General features: G+C 73.7%; 9 protein-coding genes. 2 read left to right on the top strand and 7 right to left on the bottom strand.

The window, feature by feature from the left end; genetic code table 11:
* Nucleotides 1-47: 47 nt before the first annotated feature.
* Entirely contained in the window at nt 48-7,817 is a 7,770-nt protein-coding gene (locus ACFWZH_RS32595; RefSeq protein ID WP_384439528.1) for a type I polyketide synthase, read from the bottom strand.
* Between the two features lie 545 nt (nt 7,818-8,362).
* Here ACFWZH_RS32595 and ACFWZH_RS32590 point away from each other — a divergent pair.
* A complete protein-coding gene (locus ACFWZH_RS32590) occupies nt 8,363-9,190 on the top strand; it encodes an SAM-dependent methyltransferase (RefSeq protein ID WP_384439525.1) in 828 nt (275 codons plus the stop codon).
* A gap of 58 nt (nt 9,191-9,248) precedes the next feature.
* Here the strand turns inward: ACFWZH_RS32590 and ACFWZH_RS32585 are convergent, their stop codons facing one another.
* From ACFWZH_RS32585 to nadC, 6 genes are all read right to left on the bottom strand, one after another.
* On the bottom strand, nt 9,249-9,668 hold the full coding sequence (locus tag ACFWZH_RS32585) for a MarR family winged helix-turn-helix transcriptional regulator (RefSeq protein WP_384439522.1): 420 nt from the start codon (nt 9,666-9,668) through the stop codon (nt 9,249-9,251).
* Nucleotides 9,669-9,783: 115 nt separating this feature from the next.
* Nucleotides 9,784-10,872, bottom strand: a complete 1,089-nt coding sequence (locus ACFWZH_RS32580; RefSeq protein ID WP_384439519.1) for a 3-deoxy-7-phosphoheptulonate synthase — start codon at nt 10,870-10,872, stop codon at nt 9,784-9,786.
* Nucleotides 10,869-12,830, bottom strand: coding sequence for an FAD/NAD(P)-binding protein (locus tag ACFWZH_RS32575; RefSeq protein ID WP_384439516.1), 1,962 nt, complete (start codon nt 12,828-12,830; stop codon nt 10,869-10,871). The genes ACFWZH_RS32580 and ACFWZH_RS32575 overlap by 4 nt, the downstream gene beginning before the upstream one ends.
* A gap of 50 nt (nt 12,831-12,880) precedes the next feature.
* A complete protein-coding gene (locus ACFWZH_RS32570; protein ID WP_384439513.1) occupies nt 12,881-15,106 on the bottom strand; it encodes an anthranilate synthase component I in 2,226 nt (741 codons plus the stop codon).
* 76 nt (nt 15,107-15,182) lie between these two features.
* Nucleotides 15,183-16,811 (bottom strand): AMP-binding protein, encoded by a 1,629-nt coding sequence (locus tag ACFWZH_RS32565; protein ID WP_384439510.1) that lies wholly within the window; start codon nt 16,809-16,811, stop codon nt 15,183-15,185.
* 268 nt (nt 16,812-17,079) lie between these two features.
* The gene (gene nadC / locus ACFWZH_RS32560; RefSeq protein WP_384439507.1) at nt 17,080-18,009 is read right to left on the bottom strand and encodes a carboxylating nicotinate-nucleotide diphosphorylase; all 930 of its coding nucleotides are present in this window, start codon (nt 18,007-18,009) and stop codon (nt 17,080-17,082) included.
* Nucleotides 18,010-18,395: 386 nt separating this feature from the next.
* On the opposite strand from nadC, the gene ACFWZH_RS32555 reads away from it, so the two are divergent.
* Nucleotides 18,396-19,466, top strand: a complete 1,071-nt coding sequence (locus ACFWZH_RS32555) for an LLM class flavin-dependent oxidoreductase (protein WP_384439504.1) — start codon at nt 18,396-18,398, stop codon at nt 19,464-19,466.
* The last annotated feature ends 64 nt before the right edge of the window (nt 19,467-19,530 follow it).

Genomic DNA, 19,530 nt, shown 5'->3' with positions numbered 1-19,530 from the left:
TCCTCACAGATCGGTTGCCTTGGAACGGAGTTCTCTTCGGTGCGTTGCTACTCTTCGCCGAGCATGAGCCGCACCAGGTCGTCGGCGTCCATCTCGTTTATCCGTGCTTCCGCGTCAAGCAGTTCCTTCTTGCGCTGTAGTTCCTTCTCGCTGACCGGCTCCGGGATTTCCGTGTCGGGTGCCCGGTCGTCCCCGATCGCCGCAGCCAGCAGGAAATCCACCAGCCGCGCCGGTGTGGGGTGGTCGAACACCACGGTGACCGGCAGCCGCAGCCCGGTGTCGGCCTGGATCCGGTTGCGCAGCTCCACCGCGATCACCGAGTCGACGCCCAGGTCCTTGAAGGGCGCACGGTCACCGACCGCGTCCGCGTCGGCGTAGCCCAGTACGGCCGCCACCTGTCCGCGCACGAGCCGGGAGGCGGTCTCCCGGCGGCGCGCCGGCGCCAGCTCCGCGAGCCGTGTCGCCCATGTCGCGGCGGCGTCGGCGTCGGCGCCCTCCGGCCCCGGCGCCGCCGACTCCTCGGCCGCCCGCCGCACTTCGGGCACCTCGGCGAAGAGCAGGCTCGGGCTCTTCGCGGTGAACGCCGGGAAGAACGCGGCCCAGTCCACGTCGACGACGACCGGCGCCGAGGCGTCGGCGTCAAGGCACTGCCCGAGCGTCTCGACCGCCCGTTCCGGGTCCAGCAGCCGGATCCCGTGGCGGACCACCGTCTCGTCCATACCGTCGCGGGCCATCATCCCGTCGCCGGCCCACGGGCCCCAGATCACCGAAGTGGCCGGCAGGCCCTGCGACCTGCGGTACTCCGCGAGGGCGTCCTGGAAGGCGTTCGCCGCCGCGTAACCGCCGTTGCCCGCGCTGCCCCACATCCCGGAGACGGAGGAGAACAGCACGAAGGCGTCCAGGTCCCGGTCGCGGGTGAGCTCGTGCAGATGCAGCGCGGCGTCGGCCTTGGCCCGTACCACCTCCGCGAAGCGCTGCGGGGTCAGCGAGTCGAGCGGGGTGTTCTCGATCAGGCCCGCCGTGTGGACGACGGTGCGCACCGGGCTGCCGTCCGCCTCCAGCCCGGCCAGCAGCCGGGCCAGCGCGTCACGGTCGCCGACGTCGCAGGCGAGGACGGTGACCCGCGCGCCGAGGGCCGTCAGCTGTTCCTCCAGCGCGGCGACGCCCGCCGCCTGTGGCCCGCTGCGGCTGACCAGTACGAGGTGCTCGGCGCCCCGCTCGGCCAGCCAGCGCGCGGCGTGCGCGCCGAGCGCGCCGGTGCCGCCGGTGACCAGCGCGGTGCCGCGCGGCTCCCAGCGCCGCCCAGGGGCGCTGTCGGGTCGCGGTGCGCGCACCAGCCTGCGGGCGAACACCCCCGCCGCGCGCAGCGCCACCTGGTTCTCGCCCTGCGCGGCCGACGGACCGGCCAGCACGGCCGGCAGCCGCCCGACGACGGCGCTGCCCGCCTCCGCAGGCAGATCGACCAGTCCGCCCCAGCGCTCGGGGAACTCCACGGCGGCGACCCGGCCCAGACCCCATACCTGCGCCTGGTCGGGCGAGGCCACCGTGTCACCGGCGCCCACGGCCACCGCGCCCTGGGTCACCCACCACAGCCGTGCCGGGATCTCGGCGTCGCCGAGCGCCTGGACCAGCGTCAAAGCGTCGGCCCACTGCTCCGAGCCCGAGGGGAGCACCGGCCCGGCGGGCGCCGACGGTGCCAGCAGCGACAGCACACCGGCCGGCTGAGGCCCCTCGCCGGCCGCGGCACGCAGCCGCTGCGCCAGGTCGCTCCGCCCGATGCCGGGCCGCACCGCCAGCGTGACCACCTGTGCGCCGCTGCGGCCCAGGGCGTCCACGGCGGCCGCCGCGGACTGCTGCCGCTCGGCGCCCTCGCGCAGCAGCACCAGCCACCGGCCGGTCAAAGTGCCCACCGGCATCTGCGGCAACGGCTGCCATGTGACCTGGTAGCGCCAGGAGTCGACCAGGGCCCGCTCGCTCTGTCGACGGCGCCACGCGGACAGCGTCGGGAGCAACGCGCGCAGGGCGTCCGGGTCCTGGAGGCCGATCTCGGCGGCCAGCCCCTCCGCGTCGCCGCGCTCCACCACCTGCCAGAACCGCGCCTGTGCCCCGTCGCCCCGCGCCACGGCGGCCTCGGGCTCGGGCGGCGTCAGCCAGTACCGCTGGTGCTGGAAGGAGTAGGTGGGCAGCTGCGTCCGCGTCGCGCCGGAGCCGGCGAAGACGGCCGTCCAGTCCACCGGGGCGCCGAGCACATGGGCCTGCGCGAGCGAGGTCAGGAACCGCCGGGGGCCGCCCTCGCCGCGGCGCAGCGAGCCCACGACCGCGCCGGACCCGCCGAGTGCGTCGATGGCCTCCTGGGCGCCGACGCCGAGCACCGGGTGCGGGCTGACCTCGACCAGCAGCGTGTGGCCCTTCTTCAGGACCGTGCCCATGGCCCGCTCGAACTGGACCGGTTCGCGCAGGTTGCGGTACCAGTACTCGGCGTCGAGCGTGCCGGTGTCGAGCAGTTCCCCGGTCACCGTCGAGTAGAAGGGGACCTCGCCCGCGCGGGGCTCGACCTCGCTCAGCGCGTCCAGCAGCCGCTCGCGAATGGCCTCGACCTGCGCGGAGTGCGCCGCGTAGCTCACCGGTATCTGCTTGGCGCGGATGTCGCGGGCGGCGCACACCGCCAGCAGCTCCTCCAGCGCGGCCGGCTCTCCGGAGACCACCACCGACGAGGGGCCGTTGACCACGGCGAGGTCGAGACGCTCGTCCCAGCAGGGCAGTCGGCGCACCCGCTCGGCCGACAGCGACACCGACACCATCCCGCCGCGCCCGGAGATCGCGGTCAGCGCCTGGCTGCGCAGCGCCACGATCCGCGCGGCGTCCGCCAGGGTCAGCCCGCCCGCGACGCAGGCCGCGGCGATCTCGCCCTGGCTGTGCCCGATCACCGCGGTCGGCCGCACACCGTAGGACTCCCACAGCCGGGCCAGCGACACCATCATCGCGAACAGCACCGGTTGTACGACGTCGACCCGCTCCAGGGTCGGCGCGCCGGGGGCACCGCGCAGCACGTCCAGCAGCGACCAGTCCACGACCTCGCCGAGCGCCGCCGCGCACTCCTCCATCCGCTCGCGGAACACCGCCGAGGAGTCCAGGAGTTCGACCGCCATCCGGTCCCACTGCGCGCCCTGCCCCGGGAAGACGAACACCCTTTCCGCGCCGGGGACGGCCAGGCCCCGGACCACCGTCTCCGACGGGGCGTCCTGCGCCAGCGTGTCCAGGGCGGCGGCCAGTTGCCGCCGGTCGTCGCCGATCAGCACGGCGCGGTGCTCGAACGCGGCCCGGGTGGTCGCCAGGGAGTAGCCCACGTCGGCGGCGTCGAGCCCGTCACAGTCGTCCAGGTGCGTCCGCAGAACGGCGGCCTGGCCGCGCAGCGCCTGCGGGGTCTTCGCCGACAGCGGCCAGGCCACCGGGCCCGTCGGTGCGGCGGGCCGGTCGGCGGGCCCGGACGCGGGCCCGTCGTCGGCGGGGGCCTCCTCCAAGATGGCGTGGACGTTGGTGCCGCTGATGCCGAACGAGGAGACGCCCGCCCGGCGCACCCGTTCGCCCGCCGGCCACGGCACGCCGTCGGTCAGCAGCGCCACCGAGCCCGCGGACCAGTCCACATGCGGGGTCGGCCGGTCGATGTGCAGGCTGGCGGGCAGCCGGCCGTGCTGCAGCGCCATCACCATCTTGATCACCGCGGCCACCCCGGCGGCCGCCTGGGTGTGCCCGATGTTCGACTTCACCGATCCCAGCCGCAGCGGCTCGCCGTCGGCCCGGTCCCGGCCGTAGGTGGCCACCAGCGCCTGCGCCTCGATCGGATCGCCCAGCCTCGTGCCCGTGCCGTGCGCCTCCACCGCGTCGACGTCCCGTGCGGACACCCGGGCGTCGGCCAGCGCCTGGCGGATCACCCGCTCCTGCGACGGTCCGTTCGGCGCCGTCAGGCCGTTGCTGGCGCCGTCCTGGTTGACCGCCGAGCCGCGCACCAGCGCGAGCACCCGGTGGCCGTGGCGCCGGGCGTCCGACAGCCGCTCCAGGACCACCATGCCCACGCCCTCGCTCCAGCCGGTGCCGTCGGCGGCGGCCGCGAACGGCTTGCAGCGGCCGTCGGGCGCCAGACCGCGCTGCTGGGCGAACTCCACGAACATGCCCGGCGTCGCCATCACCGTCACCCCGCCGGCCAGCGCCATCGTGCACTCGCCCTGCCGGAGGGACCGGCTCGCCATGTGCAGCGCCGCCAGCGACGACGAGCAGGCCGTGTCCACGGTGACCGCCGGGCCCTCCAGGCCGAGGGTGTAGGCCACCCGGCCGGAGATGACGCTGGCGGTGTTGCCGGTCAGCAGATAGCCCTGCGCGCCCTCGGCCGGCTCGCCCAGCCTGGGGCCGTAGTCCTGCGCGGTCGCGCCGGCGAACACCCCGACCTGGCTGCCGCGCAGCGCCGTGGGGTCGATGCCCGCCCGCTCCAGCGCCTCCCAGGCCGTCTCCAGCACCAGCCGCTGCTGGGGGTCCATGGCGAGCGCCTCGCGCGGGCTGATCCCGAAGAAGCCCGCGTCGAAGGCGGCCGCGTCGTAGAGGAACCCGCCCTCCCGGGAGTACCGGACGTCCGGGTTCTCCGGGTCGCGGAGTGCGTCGGTGGGCCAGCCGCGGTCGGTGGGGAACGCGGAGACGGCGTCCTCGCCGTCGGCCACGAGCCGCCACAGGTCCTCCGGCGACCGCACCCCGCCGGGGAAGCGGCAGCCCATGCCCACGATGGCGATCGGCTCGTCGTGACCGGCCGCCGCCGGCCGCGGGTCCTCGGCGGTCGGCTGCTCGCCCGACAGCTCGGCCCGCAGATGGCGCACCAGTTCGGCCGGTGTCGGGTAGTTGTAGATCAGGGTGGGGGCCAGCTGCGCCAGACCGGTCGCCTCGGCCACCCGGTCGCGGAACTCGACCGCGGTGAGCGAGTCGAAGCCCAGCTCCTTGAACGTCCTGCCGGTGTCGACGGTGTCGGACGAGAGGTGCCCGAGCACCGTCGCCACACTCGCCCGCACCAGCTCCGCCACGTCCGCCCCGGCGACGGCCGCGACCGGCTCGGACCGCTCCTGCGCCGCGGGCGGAGCCGGCACGGCACCGGCCGTGGCATCCGCGCGCGCCGCGGTGTGCGCCTCGTCCGCCCCGCCGATCCAGTACGGCCGCCGCTGGAAGGCGTACGTCGGCAGCTCGACCCGCGCCCCGAAGGACCCGGTGAGCGGCGTGAAGTCCACCGCGGCCCCGCGCACGAACGCCTCGGCGAGCGCGGCGGCCACCGTGCGGTCCTCCGGCCGGCCGTCGCGCAGCAGGGGGACGACCGCGGCGCCGGGCCGCCCGCCGTCCGCGGCCAGGCTCTCCCGGGTCATCGCGGTCAGCCCGCCGGGACCGAGCTCCAGATAGCTCGTGACGCCCTCGGACCGCAGCAGGCGGACACCGTCGTGGTAGCGCACGGCCTCCCGGATGTGCCGCGTCCAGTACTCCGGCGAGCCGAGTTCGTCCGCCGTGGCCGGCCGCCCGGTGACGTTGGAGACCAGCGGGATGTCCGGGGCGTGGTAGCTCAACTGCCGGGCCACGTCCCGGAACTCGTCCAGTACGCCGTCCATGTGCGGCGAGTGGAAGGCGTGGCTGACCCGCAGCCGCTTGGTCTTGCGGCCGTCGGCCGCGAACCCGGCGGCGACGGCCCCGGCCGCCTCCCGGTCGCCGGATACCACCGTGGTGTGCGGGCCGTTGAGGGCGGCGACCGAGACCAGCCGCTCGTGGCCGGCCAGCGCGGCGCGGACCTCCCGCTCGTCGGCCTGCAGCGCGAACATGGCGCCGCCCGCGGTGGCCTGCTGCATCAGCCGGCCCCTGGCGGCGACCAGGGTGCAGGCGTCGGCGAGGGAGAGCACCCCGGCGACATGGGCGGCGGTGAGCTCGCCGATGGAGTGGCCGAGCAGGAAGTCCGGGCGCAGCCCGCACCGCCGCATCAGGCGGTAGAGCGCGACCTCCACCGCGAACAGCGCGGCCTGGGTGAACCGCGTCTCGTCCAGCAGGGCCGCCTCGGGCGTACCGGGCTCGGCGAAGAGCAGGTCCTTGAGCCGGTGGGGCAGCTCGGTGTCCAGCTGGGCGCACACCTCGTCTAGCGCGTCGGCGAACGCCGGAACCGTCGCGTGGAGGTGGCGTCCCATCCCGGGGCGCTGGCTGCCCTGCCCGGTGAACAGGAACGCGGTCCGGCCCGCGCCCCGGGTGGTGCCGCGCACCAGGTTCGGCGCGGGCGCGTCGCGTACGAGGGCGTCCAGGCCGCCGAGGTGGTCGCCGCGCTCACCGCCCAGGACGACGGCGCGCTCCTCGAAGGCGGTGCGGTGGGCGGCGAGGGAGAACCCGACGTCCGCCGGGTCCAGTTCGGGGTGGGCGGCGACATGGTCGCGCAGTCGCTCCGCCTGGGCGCGCAGCGCGGCCGCGGACCGCCCCGAGAGCACCCACGGCAGCAGCGGCGAGGCCCCGGTGGGACGGCCGGCGGATGCCCGGCCGTGGCCGCTGGGGGCGTCCGCGGCCCTGGTGTGGGCGTCCGAGAGCACCACATGGCAGTTGGTGCCGCCCATGCCGAAGGAGCTGACGCCCGCCAGCAGCGGGGCCTTACCGCGCGGCCATCCGCTCAGCTCCGTCTGCACCCGCAGGTTCCACTCGTCGAAGGGGATCTGGGGGCTGGGGGTGCGGAAGTTGAGGCTCGGCGGGATCTGTCGGTGCCTGATGCTCAGTGCCGTCTTGATGAGTCCGGCGATACCCGCGGCGGCTTCCAGATGCCCGATGTTGGTCTTCACCGACCCGACGCGCAGCGGTGCGCCCTGGCTCCGGTCCGCGCCGAACACCGCGCCGAGCGCGGCGGACTCCAGCGGGTCGCCCTTCTTCGTCCCGGTGCCGTGCAGCTCCACGTACTGCACGTCGGACAGGTCGGCGACGCCGGCCTTGCGGTACGCCTCGCGCAGCACCTCCTCCTGCGCCCGGGAACTGGGGACGGTGAGCCCCTCGCTCGCACCGTCGTTGTTCATCGCGGTGCCCTCGATCACGCAGTGGATGCGGTCGTTGTCGGCGAGGGCCCGGGAGAGGGGTTTGAGCACGACGAGTCCGGCGCCCTCGCCGCGGACGTAGCCGTTGGCGCGGGCGTCGAAGGTGAAGCAGCGGCCGTCCGGGGACAGCCCGCCGAACTTCTCGGAGTACCGGGTGCTCTCCGGCGCGAGGTTGAGGTTCACCCCGCCCGCCAGCGCGAGCGCGGCCTCGCCCCGGCGCAGGCTCTCGCAGGCCGTGTGCACCGCGACCAGCGAGGACGACTGCCCGGTGTCCAGCACCATGCTGGGCCCGCGCAGATCGAAGGTGTACGACACCCGGTTGGCGATGATGCTGCGATGCAGACCGGTCATGCTGTGCTGGGTGGCCGCGCCCTCGCCGCGCCGGTGCAGCACGGCGGCGTAGTCGTCCCACATGGCTCCCACGAAGACGCCGACCCGGTGGCCTTTCAGGTCCGCGGAGACGATCCCGGCGTCCTCGAATGCCTCCCAGCTCAATTCGAGAGCCAGCCGCTGCTGCGGGTCCATGGCGGCCGCTTCACGGGGCGAGATGTCGAAGAATTCGGGATCGAACCGGTCGACGTGGTCCAGGAAGCCACCCGGGCGGTTACCGGTCGGGCGGTCGGGACGGGATTCGGATACGGCGTCGGTGCCGGTGCTCAGCAGCTTCCAGTAGGCATCCGGGTTCGGCGCCCCGGGAAATCGACAGGCCAGGCCGACGACGGCGATGGGATCGTTCTCCACGCTGGTGCTGTCCTGCGGGAAAACTTGAGCGGTGCGCATGAAACTCCCCCAAAGACCGACGGCGGGCGAATGTCAGGTGACAGTCACGAACCAGGATTTCAATGGACCGAGATATGGGGACCGGGCCCTGGTGGTGTGAAGCTGCTCACGCCGGTCGCGCCTGCGCCCGCTGGCCCGTCTGTTGTCAGTTCCCACCAGCCCTGCTCGATGGCCGGGCCCGGTTCGCTCGCAGGGTCTGCGACTTTGCAGAGTCCCTGATGTGATCACGCGTTAATCAGTACACCCGACGCCTGCTGTACTGTCCAATAACTCGGCCGATGAGGCTGATAACTTCTGCTATGCAGGCCGCCGGGCGGTGCGAGCGGTGATTTGCCGAGGAAAAACAAAACGCCCGGCCCAAAATTCAGGTAAATGCGGTGAATAATTCGGGGAAAGTCGCCGTGGGTAGGTGAAGTGATCCGTTGACAAACGGACTTGGCTGTTTGTAGCGTCCGTCCGGCGGTGCGGGCGCACCGGCCGGGGAATGAGGGAAAGGCATATCAGGGATGGCCGAACAGCAAATACCCACCGCGGCGGACGTGGGCAGCATGTACGACCAGTCGACCGATCTCCTCTCCGAAGTGATGGGGGGAAATATTCATCTGGGCTACTGGCGAAGCGAGGACGACGACGCGTCGGTCGCCCAGGCCACCGACACGCTGACCGACATGGTCGCCGACCGGCTCGACCTCTCACCGGGCCTGCGCGTGCTGGACATCGGCTGCGGCAGCGGCAAGCCCGCCGTCCACATCGCGGGCGGGCGCGATGTGCATGTCACCGGTGTCACGATCAGCGCCCAGCAGGCGGAAGTGGCCGCCGCCCGGCCCGAGGCCGGCGAGAACAGCGGCCAGGTGTCCTTCCGGCAGGCCGACGGCATGGACCTGCCCTTCGCCGACGGCCACTTCGACCGCGTCTACGCCATCGAGTCCTTCCTGCACATGTCCGACCGCGCCAAGGCCATCGCCGAGGCGACGCGAGTGCTGCGCCCCGGCGGCACGCTGGTGACGGCGAACCCGTACCAGCAGGGTGAACTGGACGCCCGGGAGACCGAGATCGTGGCGGCCAACCGCAGGCTGTTCCAGATCCCCCCGATCGGCGACGCCGACGAGTACGTCGCCCACATGGAGAAGGCCGGCCTGGAGGTCGTCGAGGTACTGGACATCGGCGAGAACGTACGGCGCAGCCACACGCTGGCCGCGGCCGCCATCCGGCAGACCAAGGAGACGTTCGACGACGCGTTCAGCGAGCAGCTCTCCGAGGCCGCCGACATCATCGAGCGCTTCGGGGACCTGCCGCAGATCGGCTACGGCATCATCGCCGCCCGCAAGCCCTGACGCCCGTGTGCGTGCGCGGAGCCGGGTCGTCCCGGGCCACCCGGCTCCGCGCGTCCGGTCAGGCCAGTATCCGGCGCAGCAGATCCCGCAGGGTCGCGCGGTCCTGGTCCGGCAGTGCGGCCAGCGGCTCGCGGGCGAAGTCCAGTGAGCGGCGCAGGAGGTCGGCGGTGCGGCGGCCCGCGTCGGTGGCGGCGACCAGCTTGACGCGGCGGTCGGCGGGGTCGGGGCGGCGCTGTACCAGGCCGCGGGCTTCGAGGCGGTCGGCGAGGCCGGTCACGTTGGACGGTTCGCACTTGAGCTGCTCGGCGATCCTGCGCATCGGCAGCGGCCCGTGGGAGAGCAGTGCCAGCAGGCGGGCCTGGGCGCCGGTGAGCCGGTGTTCGGCCGCGGCCGCTTCGTACTCGTCGTGGAAGCGGGACACCATCGTGCCGATGAGGTCGATGACCTCCAGGGTCAGCGGGGAAGCCGATAAGTTCATTGCTTGAGTTTAACCATCGAGGTGATGAAACAACCGCGGTGCGCAACTGCGGTGCCCACAGCCCGCGTTCGGGCCCGCACGCGCTCCGCCGCGCCCCGGTCGACGCGCCCGTAGGTCACCGGCCTGCGTACCACCCGGCGATCGCGAAGGCGAGGTCGAGTGCCTGGTCCGGGCTCAGGAGCGGACCGCCCGCGGTCGGCTCCACGTCTCCGGTCAACTCCAGCCGGACGCCGCCCGGATGGGTGCCCAGTGCCCGGTGCACCTCGAAGAAGGCGCCGACCTCCTCCAGGACGTCGTGCAGCGGGTCGCACACCCAGCCCACCTGGGCGCCGCTCGCGCCGACCTTCGTCACCAGTTCGGGCAGCCGGTCGTATACCGCCGCAGCGCCCATGCGGACGAGGAACGTCAGCAGCCCCGGAGCGAGTTCGGGGTCGAGGCGGTCGATCAGCGCCAGCGCCTCGTCGGCCGTCGCGGCGGGACCGAGCACGACCCCGAGCGGATTGCGGATGCCCGCGGCGAACTCCACCTGCGCACCGTCGGGCCGCCGGGCGCCCCCGCCGATCCAGACCAGGTGGCCCGACAGGCCGTACGCCGGTCCGCTGCGTTCGTCGACCCGGGTCAGCGCGGACTCGTACTCCAGCGGGTGCGCCGCGTGGCCGGCGAAGAACTCCGTGGCGTGCGGCGTGTTCCCGGTGGCTCCGGAGGCCTCCATGAAGCGGATCGCCGCGCCGAGTCCCCGGGTCAGACGGCCATGGCGGGCCCGCGCGGGGGAGCGCGCCACGAAGTCCTCGATGGCGCGGTGCGTGCGTCGCAGATCGGCGTGGTGGCCGGCGGTGAGGCCGCCGCGCAGCAGGTTCAGGGCGGCCGCCGCGGCGCGGTACGTCCGCCGCAGCCGCTCCGCGTCCGGGGTGTGCGGACCCGGCGTGCCGGCCGGCCCGTCGCCCCCGGCCGTCCCGGCCACCTTCACCACCGGGACCGAACCCGCGTAGGACAGCACGACGGCCATCCGCAGCAGGGTCGTCAGCATCCCGCCGGACGGCGCACCGCCGCCGCCCAGCAGCGCGAACGCCTCGCCGCGGGCGACCGCCGCGAGGCGTGCACGCAGCCGGTCGCACTCGTCGGGGAACACCAGCGGTGGCAGGCTCCCAAGCTCCGCGACGGCCTGGCGCAGCGCCGACGCGGCGCGGGGATCGGCGGCGGTCATGACGCCTGGTGGGCGATGTCCGGGGCGGGCGCGGCAGCCGGCGGCAGGGCGAGGACGGCGCGGGCCATGGCATCGGAGTCGCCGAGGGTGACCGAGTCCACGCCGGGGCGTATCCCGGCGGCGGTGACCCAGTGCACGGCTTCGGTGGGGACCCCGTAGGCCAGCCGCCGCGGGTGCGCCCGCCCACGGGCGTCGACCAGGTGGTAGGGGCGGGCCGTGACCGCGAGGCCACCGGTCTCGTGGTCCGTGCCGTCGTCGGCGGCGATGCGGTAGGGGGCGCACTGGCCGGTCTCCAGCAGATGGCGCAGCAGGGGGTCGCCGGTGCGGCGCAGGTCCGGGTCCGGCAGCCGCGCCTCGATCAGCACCCGCGCGTCGATCTCGGGACCGGGCACCGAGGAGCGGGCGCGAAAGGCCCTCCGTTCGGCGTCGTGCCGCACCTGTATCCCGGGCCCCAGGACGTCGAGCACGCCCGCCTCCATCAGCGCGGTCATCTCCTCGATGCGGGAGGTGGGCGGGCCGATGGACAGATACGCGTTGAGCGGGGTGTACCAGCCCTGCAGGTCGTCCCGGTAGGAGGCGCCGTCCAGGCCGCCGTGGTCGACCACGAGCCGGATCTCGTTGCGCAGATCGCGCAGCACGTCCAGGGCGGCCTTGAGCGGTCCGCCGACGTTGCCGGCCCGGGCCTCGCGCGCATCGCGCCGCAGATGCGCAAGCAGCCAGCCGCGGAACTCCGCCCGGCCGGCGAACGACCGTCCGCCGTGGGGCGCGGCGATCCGCTCCCAGTCCCACCGCTCGGCGACGGGGACGGCGTAGGCGTCCAGCAGGCGCCGCCGGGACGCGGCGTCGGCGGCGGCCGGGTACTGCTCGCTGAAGCGCTCCCGCTCCGCGCCGCGGCCGTGCGCGGTCAGCCAGGTGCCGTAGTAGACGCACTCGACCTCCGTGGCGATCAGCGGCCACAGATCGGTGCGGAACCGCACCCGCTCACCGCGCTCCGCACGCCGGCGCAGCCCGTCGATCACGTCCGCGGTCAGCAGCAGCGGACGGTGCCTGCCGTGCGCCCCCTTCTCGTTCTCGCCGCGTGCGTGGTACGGGACGCCGCGCCGCGAGCCGGCGTACAGCCGCGGCTCGTGCCCCGAGCGGTGGTAGACCAGCCCGCGGTCGGTCCGCTCGAAGGAGCCCCCGCGGCCGATGGTGAACAGCGCCAGGTAGTCGAAGAAGGTGAGTCCCAGGCCCCGCAGCAGCACCGCCTCACCGGGCCGGATCTGCGTGACGTCCACATCGGCGGGGTTGGCCGGCGGTACGTGGCGCAGCCCCGAATCCCGCGCCGAGGCGGTGAACTGCTCCTCCTCGCGGGTGGGCCGGGCGGGGACGTGCCCCTGCGCGAGCACGACGGCGTCGAGCCCGGCCAGCTTGGTGCCGTCCGCCAGCGTCAGCAGCTGCGCACCGGCCCGCGTGCCGCCCTCGTCGTCGAGCGCGACCGCCCGGGTCCGGTGGACGCACACGGTGACATGGTCCGGTGCCCCGGCCACGATCCGGTGGTAGGCGGCCTCCAGGTAGCGGCCGTAGAAGGCGCGGGTGGGGTAGGCGTCCGGCCCCAGGTCCCGGGCCTCGGCGAGGGTCTCGTCGTCGTACGTGCCGAACGGCTCCTCCAGCGGCCCCGTCAGGGACAGCGAACGGGCCCAGTCGTACAGGCCGGGACCGGGTTCGACCGGGCCCGCCATGCTCACGCCGGCGTCGGTGTACACGGTGATCTGCGAGGCGACGGTGTTCATCAGCAGATGCCGGGACTGCGAGGTGCGCCAGACCTGACCCGCGCCCGGCCGGAACGGATCGACGAGGTGGACGACGACGGCGGGGTGCGCGGGCGCCGCGCGCTCGTTGGCGCACAGTCGCTCCAGCACCGACAGCCCTCGTGGCCCGGCACCGACGATGCCGATCCGAAGCGGCCGACCGACCATACGGGTTCTCCTTGTCGTGGATGTGCGGTGGGCCGGTCCGTGCCGCCGGCTCACGGCTGTGGCCCGTTCGCCCCGGCGCCCGCCCGGGGGCGGACCAGGGAGGTCACGGCGCCCTCGACCACCAGGTGGCCGATCCGCTCTCCGGCGGTCATGATCGACTCCGGGTGGAACTGGACGGCGGCCAGCGGCCGTTCACGGTGCTCGACGGCCATGACCACGCCGTCCGCGGTCTCGGCGGTCACCCGCAGCTCGGCGGGCAGCCGCGCCGCGGTGGCGTACAGCGAGTGGTAGCGCCCCACCTCGAACTCCCGGGGCAGGCCGGCCAGCAGGCGGCTGTCCCCGGCGGTCACCCTGACCCGGGACGGCTTGCCGTGCACCGGCCGCTCCAGCACGCCCAGCGTGCCGCCGAAGTGCTCGACGAGCCCCTGCAGACCCAGGCACACCCCGAAGACCGGCAGGCCCAGCCGCTCGGCCTCGGTGAGCGTCGCGCCCAGCCCGAAGTCCGCGGGGCGGCCCGGTCCCGGCGAGAGCACCAGCAGGTCGGGCCGCTCCCGGGCCAGCATCGGCAGATGGCCGGGGGCCCGGTAGGTCGCCACGCTCGCACCGGTCTGGCGCAGACAGTCGGCCAGGCAGTGGGCGAACGAGTCGCGGTGGTCGACCATCAGGATCCGCAGGCCCTCGCCCGGCCGGTCCCGGCCCGCGGCCGGCGGCCCGGCGGCCGGCACCGGTCCGTCCAGCACCCGGAGCAGCGCCTCGGCCTTGAGTTCGGTCTCGGCCTCCTCCGCCGCCGGCGAGGAGTCGTACAGCAGCGTCGCCCCGGCCCGTACCGTCGCCACGCCGTCGCGCACCTGGATGGTGCGCAGGGTCAGCACCGTGTCCAGGCTGCCGTCGAAGCCGAGGCACCCCACCGCCCCCGCGTACCAGCGGCGCGGTGAGCGCTCCTCGCGCTCGATGAACTCCACCGCCGCCATCTTGGGCGCCCCGGTGACGGTCACCGCCCACAGATGGGCGAGGAAGCCGTCGAGGGCGTCGCGCCCCGGCGCGAGCACGCCGCGCACCCGGTCCACGGTGTGGATGAGCGTCGCGTACTTCTCGATCCGACGCCGGGCGGTGACCTGGACGGAACCGGGCACGCAGACGCGGGCCTTGTCGTTGCGGTCGACGTCCGTGCACATGGTGAGCTCGGACTCCTCCTTGGCGGAGTTGAGCAGCCGGCGGATGTGCTCGGCGTCCTCCATGGCGTCGCGGCCCCGCCGGATGGTCCCGCTGATCGGCGAGGACTCCACCACCAGGTGGTCGCCCGCGCCGGCCGCGCCGGCCTCGTGCCGGACCCGTACGAACATCTCGGGCGAGGCACCGACCAGGTACTCCCGCTCCCCGAGGTTGGCCAGCAGGCTGTGCGGAGCGGGGTTGCTCTCCCGCAGCCGCCGGAAGAGCACGGAGGGCGGCTGTGCGCAGGGGCGGCGGAAGACCTGGCCGGGGACCACCTCGAACAGGTCGCCCGAGCGGAACAGTTCCCTGGCCCGGGAGACCACCCGGGCGTACTCGCCGGGCGCGTGGTCGCGCAGCCGGCGGGGGGCGCCGGGGGTGAACTCCGCGGCGCCGGTGGCGCGCGGCAGCCCTTCGGTGCGCTCCCGGCCGACGGTGAACTCGTAGGCGTGCCGGACCGCCTCGTCGCGGCGCAGGTCGAGCTCGTAGATCTCGTCCGGCAGGTGCAGCACCAGGTCGCGGTCGTCCGGATCGCGCCGCTGGCGCAGCTCGACGGGGTCCACCTGGAACAGCAGGTCGTAGCCGAAGGCGCCGTACAGCCCCAGCAGCCGGTCCTCGGACGCGGCCATGGCCCGCAGCAGCGCACGCACCGCCGCGAAGACGCCGGCGTGCGAGGTGCGCTCCTCCTCCGCGAAGATCCCGGTGCGCCCGGGAACCCGCCCAGAGACCTCGTCCGCGTCGGCCTGTCGTTCCGTCAGGACCGCGTCCAGCGCCCCGCGCAGCGCGGGGAGCAGCACCCGGCCACGGGAGTTGAGCGCGCGGACGCCGACCCGGTCGCCGCGCACACTCACCTCGACCGGGGGGTCGGCGTAGCCGATCACGACGTCGTCGCCGCGGAACCGCAGCATGCCGCGCCGGCGGTCGAGCGCGCTCTCCAGCCCGGCCCGCAGGAGCCGGGCGCTGCCGGCCGGGGTGATCGAGCGGTGCACGCTCACCCCGGCGGGAGTGGTCCACTGCGTCACCCGCCGCGCGGTCGAAGCGGCGCCGACGGCCTCCGTCAGCGACATCAGAACTCACCTGCCTGGAAGAAGAGGACGGCCGGTCGGCCAGGGGCCCGGACGAGACGAACACGCCGCCCACCGGTCATGCGCGGTCCGCCGCCAGAGCGGCCCGCAGCACATGGCGCTGCAGCTTTCCGGTGTCGCCGAACGGGAGCGCGGCGACGAACTCCACGAGCCGCGGGTACTTGTACGGCGCGATCTCGGACTTGACGAACTCCTTGATGTCCCGGGCGAGTTCCTCGCCCGCGTCGAAGCCGGGCGCGAGGACGACGAAGCCCTTGACGACCTGGCCGCGCTCCGGGTCGGGCACGCCGACCACCCCGCAGTCCAGGACGGCCGGGTGGCGGATCATCGCCTGCTCCACCTCGGGGGCGGCGACGTTGTAGCCGGCGGTGACGATCATGTCGTCGGCGCGGGCCTGGTAGCGGTAGTAGCCGTCGGCGTCGCGGACGTAGATGTCGCCGGTGATGTTCCAGCCGTTCTGCACCTGCGCCCGCTGCCGCTCGTCGCTGAGGTAGCGGCACCCGGTCGGCCCCTGTACGGCGAGCCGCCCCGGCACGCCGTCCGGGAGCGGGGCGCCCTCCTCGTCGACCACCCGGGCGCGGAACCCGGGCACCGGCCTGCCGGTCGCGCCGGGCCGGATGTCGTCGTCGGCGGCCGAGATGAAGACGTGCAGCATCTCCGTGGAGCCGATGCCCTCGATGATCCGTTGGCCGGTGGCCCGCTCGAAGGCGTGCCAGGTGTCCGCGGGCAGCGCTTCCCCGGCCGACACGCAACGCCGCAGCGACCGCAGATCGTAGGTCTCGATCCGCCGCAGCGCCGTGCGGTAGGCGGTGGGCGCGGTGAGCAGCACGGTGACCCCGTGCCGGCCCACCGCGCCGAACAGCTCCCCGGGGGAGGCGGCCGGCAGCAGCAGCGCCGACGCGCCGGCCCGCAGCGGGAAGACCAGCAGGCCGCCGAGGCCGAAGGTGAAGGCGAGCGGCGGGCTGCCGGCGAAGAGGTCGTCGGGCCGGGGCCGCAGGACGTGTGCCGAGAAGGTGTCGGCGATGGCGAGTACGTCGCGGTGGAAGTGCATCGTCGCCTTGGGCTGCCCGCTGGTGCCCGAGGTGAAGGCGATCAGCGCCACGTCGTCCGCGGCCGTGTCCACCGCGGTGAACCCGGCGGCCCCCCGCGCCGCCCGCCGGTTCAGCTCGCAGTCGGCGCCCCCGTAGGCGACGATGCGCAGCCCCGGCAGGCCGGCGCGCTGCAGTTCGCCGGTGAAGTGCTCGTCGCACAGCGCGAGGCCGACGCGGGCCTTGGTCGCCACGGCGTGCAGCTCCTTGGCCCGCAGCAGCGCCATGGTCGTCACCACGACCCCGCCGGCCTTCAGCACGGCCAGCCAGCAGGCGGCCATCCAGGGCGAATTGGGGCCGTGCAGCAGTACCCGGTTGCCCGGTACCAGACCGTAGTCCTCGGCCAGCACCCGGGCGATCTTGTCGACCCGCTCCTTGAGCCGCCCGTAGGACCAGACCCGGCCGGCATCGTCACGAAGGGCGGGCGGCCCGTCGCCGAACCGGGCGATGGTGGTGTCGAGCAGCTCCACGGCGCAGTTGAGCCGTGGGGGGTAGCGCAGTTCCGGCAGGTCGAAGACGAGCTCGGGCCACTCCTCGCGCGGTGGCAGGCTGTCGCGGGGGAAGGTGTCCTGGTGCGCAGAAGGTGACAGTGGTTCCATCGCTCCTCCGTCAGGGGCCCGGGACGCGGACGTCACGCCGTCCCTTGTCCTCCGGGCTCCGCTCGCCGGGGCATCCGGTGCGAGCCCATGCTGCGCGCGCACTGCGCGCCGCTTGTGGCCCTGGCACCTTCCTGCAGCCTCAAGGCGCGGCGGTGGCAGCTTGCTGCCTAGGGCCTGTCCGCTGGGTCAGGGCCGGGTCCGCCGACGGATCGGGAGGCGGGCGCCGGACCGCGCCTCCCGCGATGTGGTGCGGCCGCTCGCCGTCCGGTCAGTCCCGCGCCTTCAGGTCCAGGCCGATGTCCAGGGCCGGGACGGAGTGGGTGAGGGCGCCCACCGAGAGGAAGTCGACGCCGGTGTCGGCGTAGGCGCGGGCGGTGTCCAGGGTCAGGCGGCCGGAGGACTCCAGCAGGGCGCGGCCCGCGACGAGGGCGACGGCCTCCGCGGTCCGGGCGGGGGTGAAGTTGTCCAGCAGGATCAGGTCGGCCCCCGCGTCCAGCACCTCCCGCACCTGGGGCAGGGTGTCCACCTCGACCTCGACGGCCAGGCCGGGGAACTGCCGGCGCACGGCCCGGAACGCCTGGGCGACACCGCCCGCCGCGACGACGTGGTTGTCCTTGACCAGGGCCGCGTCGGACAGCGACATGCGGTGGTTGACGCCGCCGCCGCACCGCACCGCGTACTTCTCCAGCGCACGCAGGCCCGGCGTGGTCTTGCGGGTGTCGCGGACCTTGGCCTGGGTGCCTTCCAGGACATCGGCCCAGCGCCGGGTCGCGGTGGCGATCCCGGACAGCCGGCACAGCAGGTTCAGCGCGCTGCGCTCGGCGGTGAGCAGGTCGCGGGTGCGGGTGGTGACGCTCAGCAGGACCTGGCCCGCCTCGATCCGTTCGCCGTCCTCGGCGTGCCGCTCGACGATGAACTCCTCGGTGCACACCACCGACAGCACGGCCTCCGCGACCCGGAGCCCCGCGGCCACGCCCGCCTCGCGCGCGGTGAAGTCGCCCGAGCAGACGGCGTCTTCGGCGACCGTGGCGGCCGTCGTCACGTCCACGCCGTGGTCGAGGTCCTCCTCGACGGCGCGGCGGGCGAGGTCCTCGACGCCCAAGGGGTCCAGCCCGGCCCGGGTGAGCAGCGCCGCGAGATCCGGGTCGAGCCCGCTCTCCGGCCGGCTCGGCGCACAGGGAAGAATCAAGGTGCTCATGGCAGCGGCTCCGGGGTGAGTCTGGTGGCCGGCGCCGGCATAGGGGTGCCTTGGGCACATCCGGCGCCGCGGGGGGCCCCGACGCTATCAACTCACCACTTCCACCAGCGGAATTGGCGAAATTCCGCCCCGAGATCAGATCGGTTATCAAGCCGATAGCCCACGTTATTTGACGGCTCTGACGGCCGGTTGCCACAGTTACGCCATCCGAACATCGACTCCGAATGCCGTCGAATGCACCGGAGGTATGTGCGGCGAGTGCCGCGGCGACGTGTGATCACCCCTTGGGTACTCCTCAGGGCGCGCCGCGCAGGGTGTACGTCTTGGACACCTCGTCGCCGCACTCCTAGCCCATGCTGGCGCAATCTTTTCCTCAGGAGAGTTCCGTGGACTTCGGTCTGAACTTTTTCCCGGTCTTCACTCCCGATCACAAGCCCGCGTGGCAGTTCTATCGCGAGGCCATCGCACTGAGCCAGATCGCGGAGGAGTACGGGTTCGAGCATGTGCAGACGGTGGAGCACTACGGCACACCGTACGGCGGGTACAGCCCCGACCCGGTGACCCTGCTCTCCGCGATCGCCGCGCGCACCAAGACCATCCGGGTCGCCAGTGGCGCCGTCATCCCCGCGTTCACCCACCCGCTGCAGCTCGCGAGCAAGCTGGCGATGCTGGACAACATCTCCAACGGGCGGCTGGACGTCGGCTTCGGCCGTGCCTGGCTGCCCCAGGAGTTCGAATGGCTGGGTGTGTCGATCGACGAGAGCCGCCGCCGCTTCAGCGAGGGCATCGAGGCCTGCCGCAGGCTGTGGAGCGAGGAGGACGTCGTCTTCGAGGGCGAGTTCCACTCCTTCGGGCCGGTGACGCTCTCGCCCCGCCCGGTGCAGCAGTCCGGCCCGCCCGTGTTCGTCGCCTCCGCGTCCAGCCCCGAGTCCTGTGCCGCCGCCGGTACGGCCGGCTACCACCTGCAGGTCGTGCCGACGATCGTCAGTCATGACGTGGTGGTGGAGATGCTCGCCGCCTACCGCGAGGCGTGGGCGGAGGCCGGTCACGCCAAGGGCGCGGCCCGCATCCAGCTCAAGTACAACTGCTACCTGTCCGAGGACCGCGACGAGGCGCTGCGGCGGGGCGAGGAGATGGAGAACAACCACGTCGTGCTGATGTCCGAGGCGGCCGCGGGATGGCTGCGGACCAGCTCGGACCAGTACAAGGGGTACGACAAGCTCGTCGACAAGGCGCGCGAGTACGACTTCGGCAAGGCGCTGAGCGCGGGCAAGATCCTGGCCGGCACACCGGACGACGTGATCGGGCAGCTGGACGCCTCCCGGGAGAGCTACGGCGACGACCTGTGCGTCAGCATCCAGGTCAACCCGGGCTACACGGACTACCGCGACGCCGAGCGGACGCTGCGGCTGTTCGCCGAGAAGGTGGCCCCGCGGTTCAGGCCCCACGAGCGGTGAACCGGTGATTTGGCAGGCGCTGTTTCGCATGCGGTCCGCCGCTGCCGGGCGAGGGGGATTCCTC

It is taken from the genome of Streptomyces sp. NPDC059008 (assembly GCF_042749045.1).
In the GTDB taxonomy this organism is placed as follows: Bacteria; Actinomycetota; Actinomycetes; order Streptomycetales; family Streptomycetaceae; genus Streptomyces.
Note: the sequence above shows the minus strand (reverse complement) of the source record. Positions and strands in the feature narration are given on the sequence as shown.

Coding starts and splice junctions, on each gene's coding strand:
- ACFWZH_RS32575 (WP_384439516.1), bottom strand. CDS start 12,830: ATGGTCGGTCGGCCGCTTCGGATCGGCATCGTCGGTGCCGGGCCACGA.
- ACFWZH_RS32580 (WP_384439519.1), bottom strand. CDS start 10,872: ATGACCGCCGCCGATCCCCGCGCCGCGTCGGCGCTGCGCCAGGCCGTC.
- ACFWZH_RS32565 (WP_384439510.1), bottom strand. CDS start 16,811: ATGGAACCACTGTCACCTTCTGCGCACCAGGACACCTTCCCCCGCGAC.
- ACFWZH_RS32590 (WP_384439525.1), top strand. CDS start 8,363: ATGGCCGAACAGCAAATACCCACCGCGGCGGACGTGGGCAGCATGTAC.
- ACFWZH_RS32585 (WP_384439522.1), bottom strand. CDS start 9,668: ATGAACTTATCGGCTTCCCCGCTGACCCTGGAGGTCATCGACCTCATC.
- ACFWZH_RS32570 (WP_384439513.1), bottom strand. CDS start 15,106: ATGTCGCTGACGGAGGCCGTCGGCGCCGCTTCGACCGCGCGGCGGGTG.
- nadC (WP_384439507.1), bottom strand. CDS start 18,009: ATGAGCACCTTGATTCTTCCCTGTGCGCCGAGCCGGCCGGAGAGCGGG.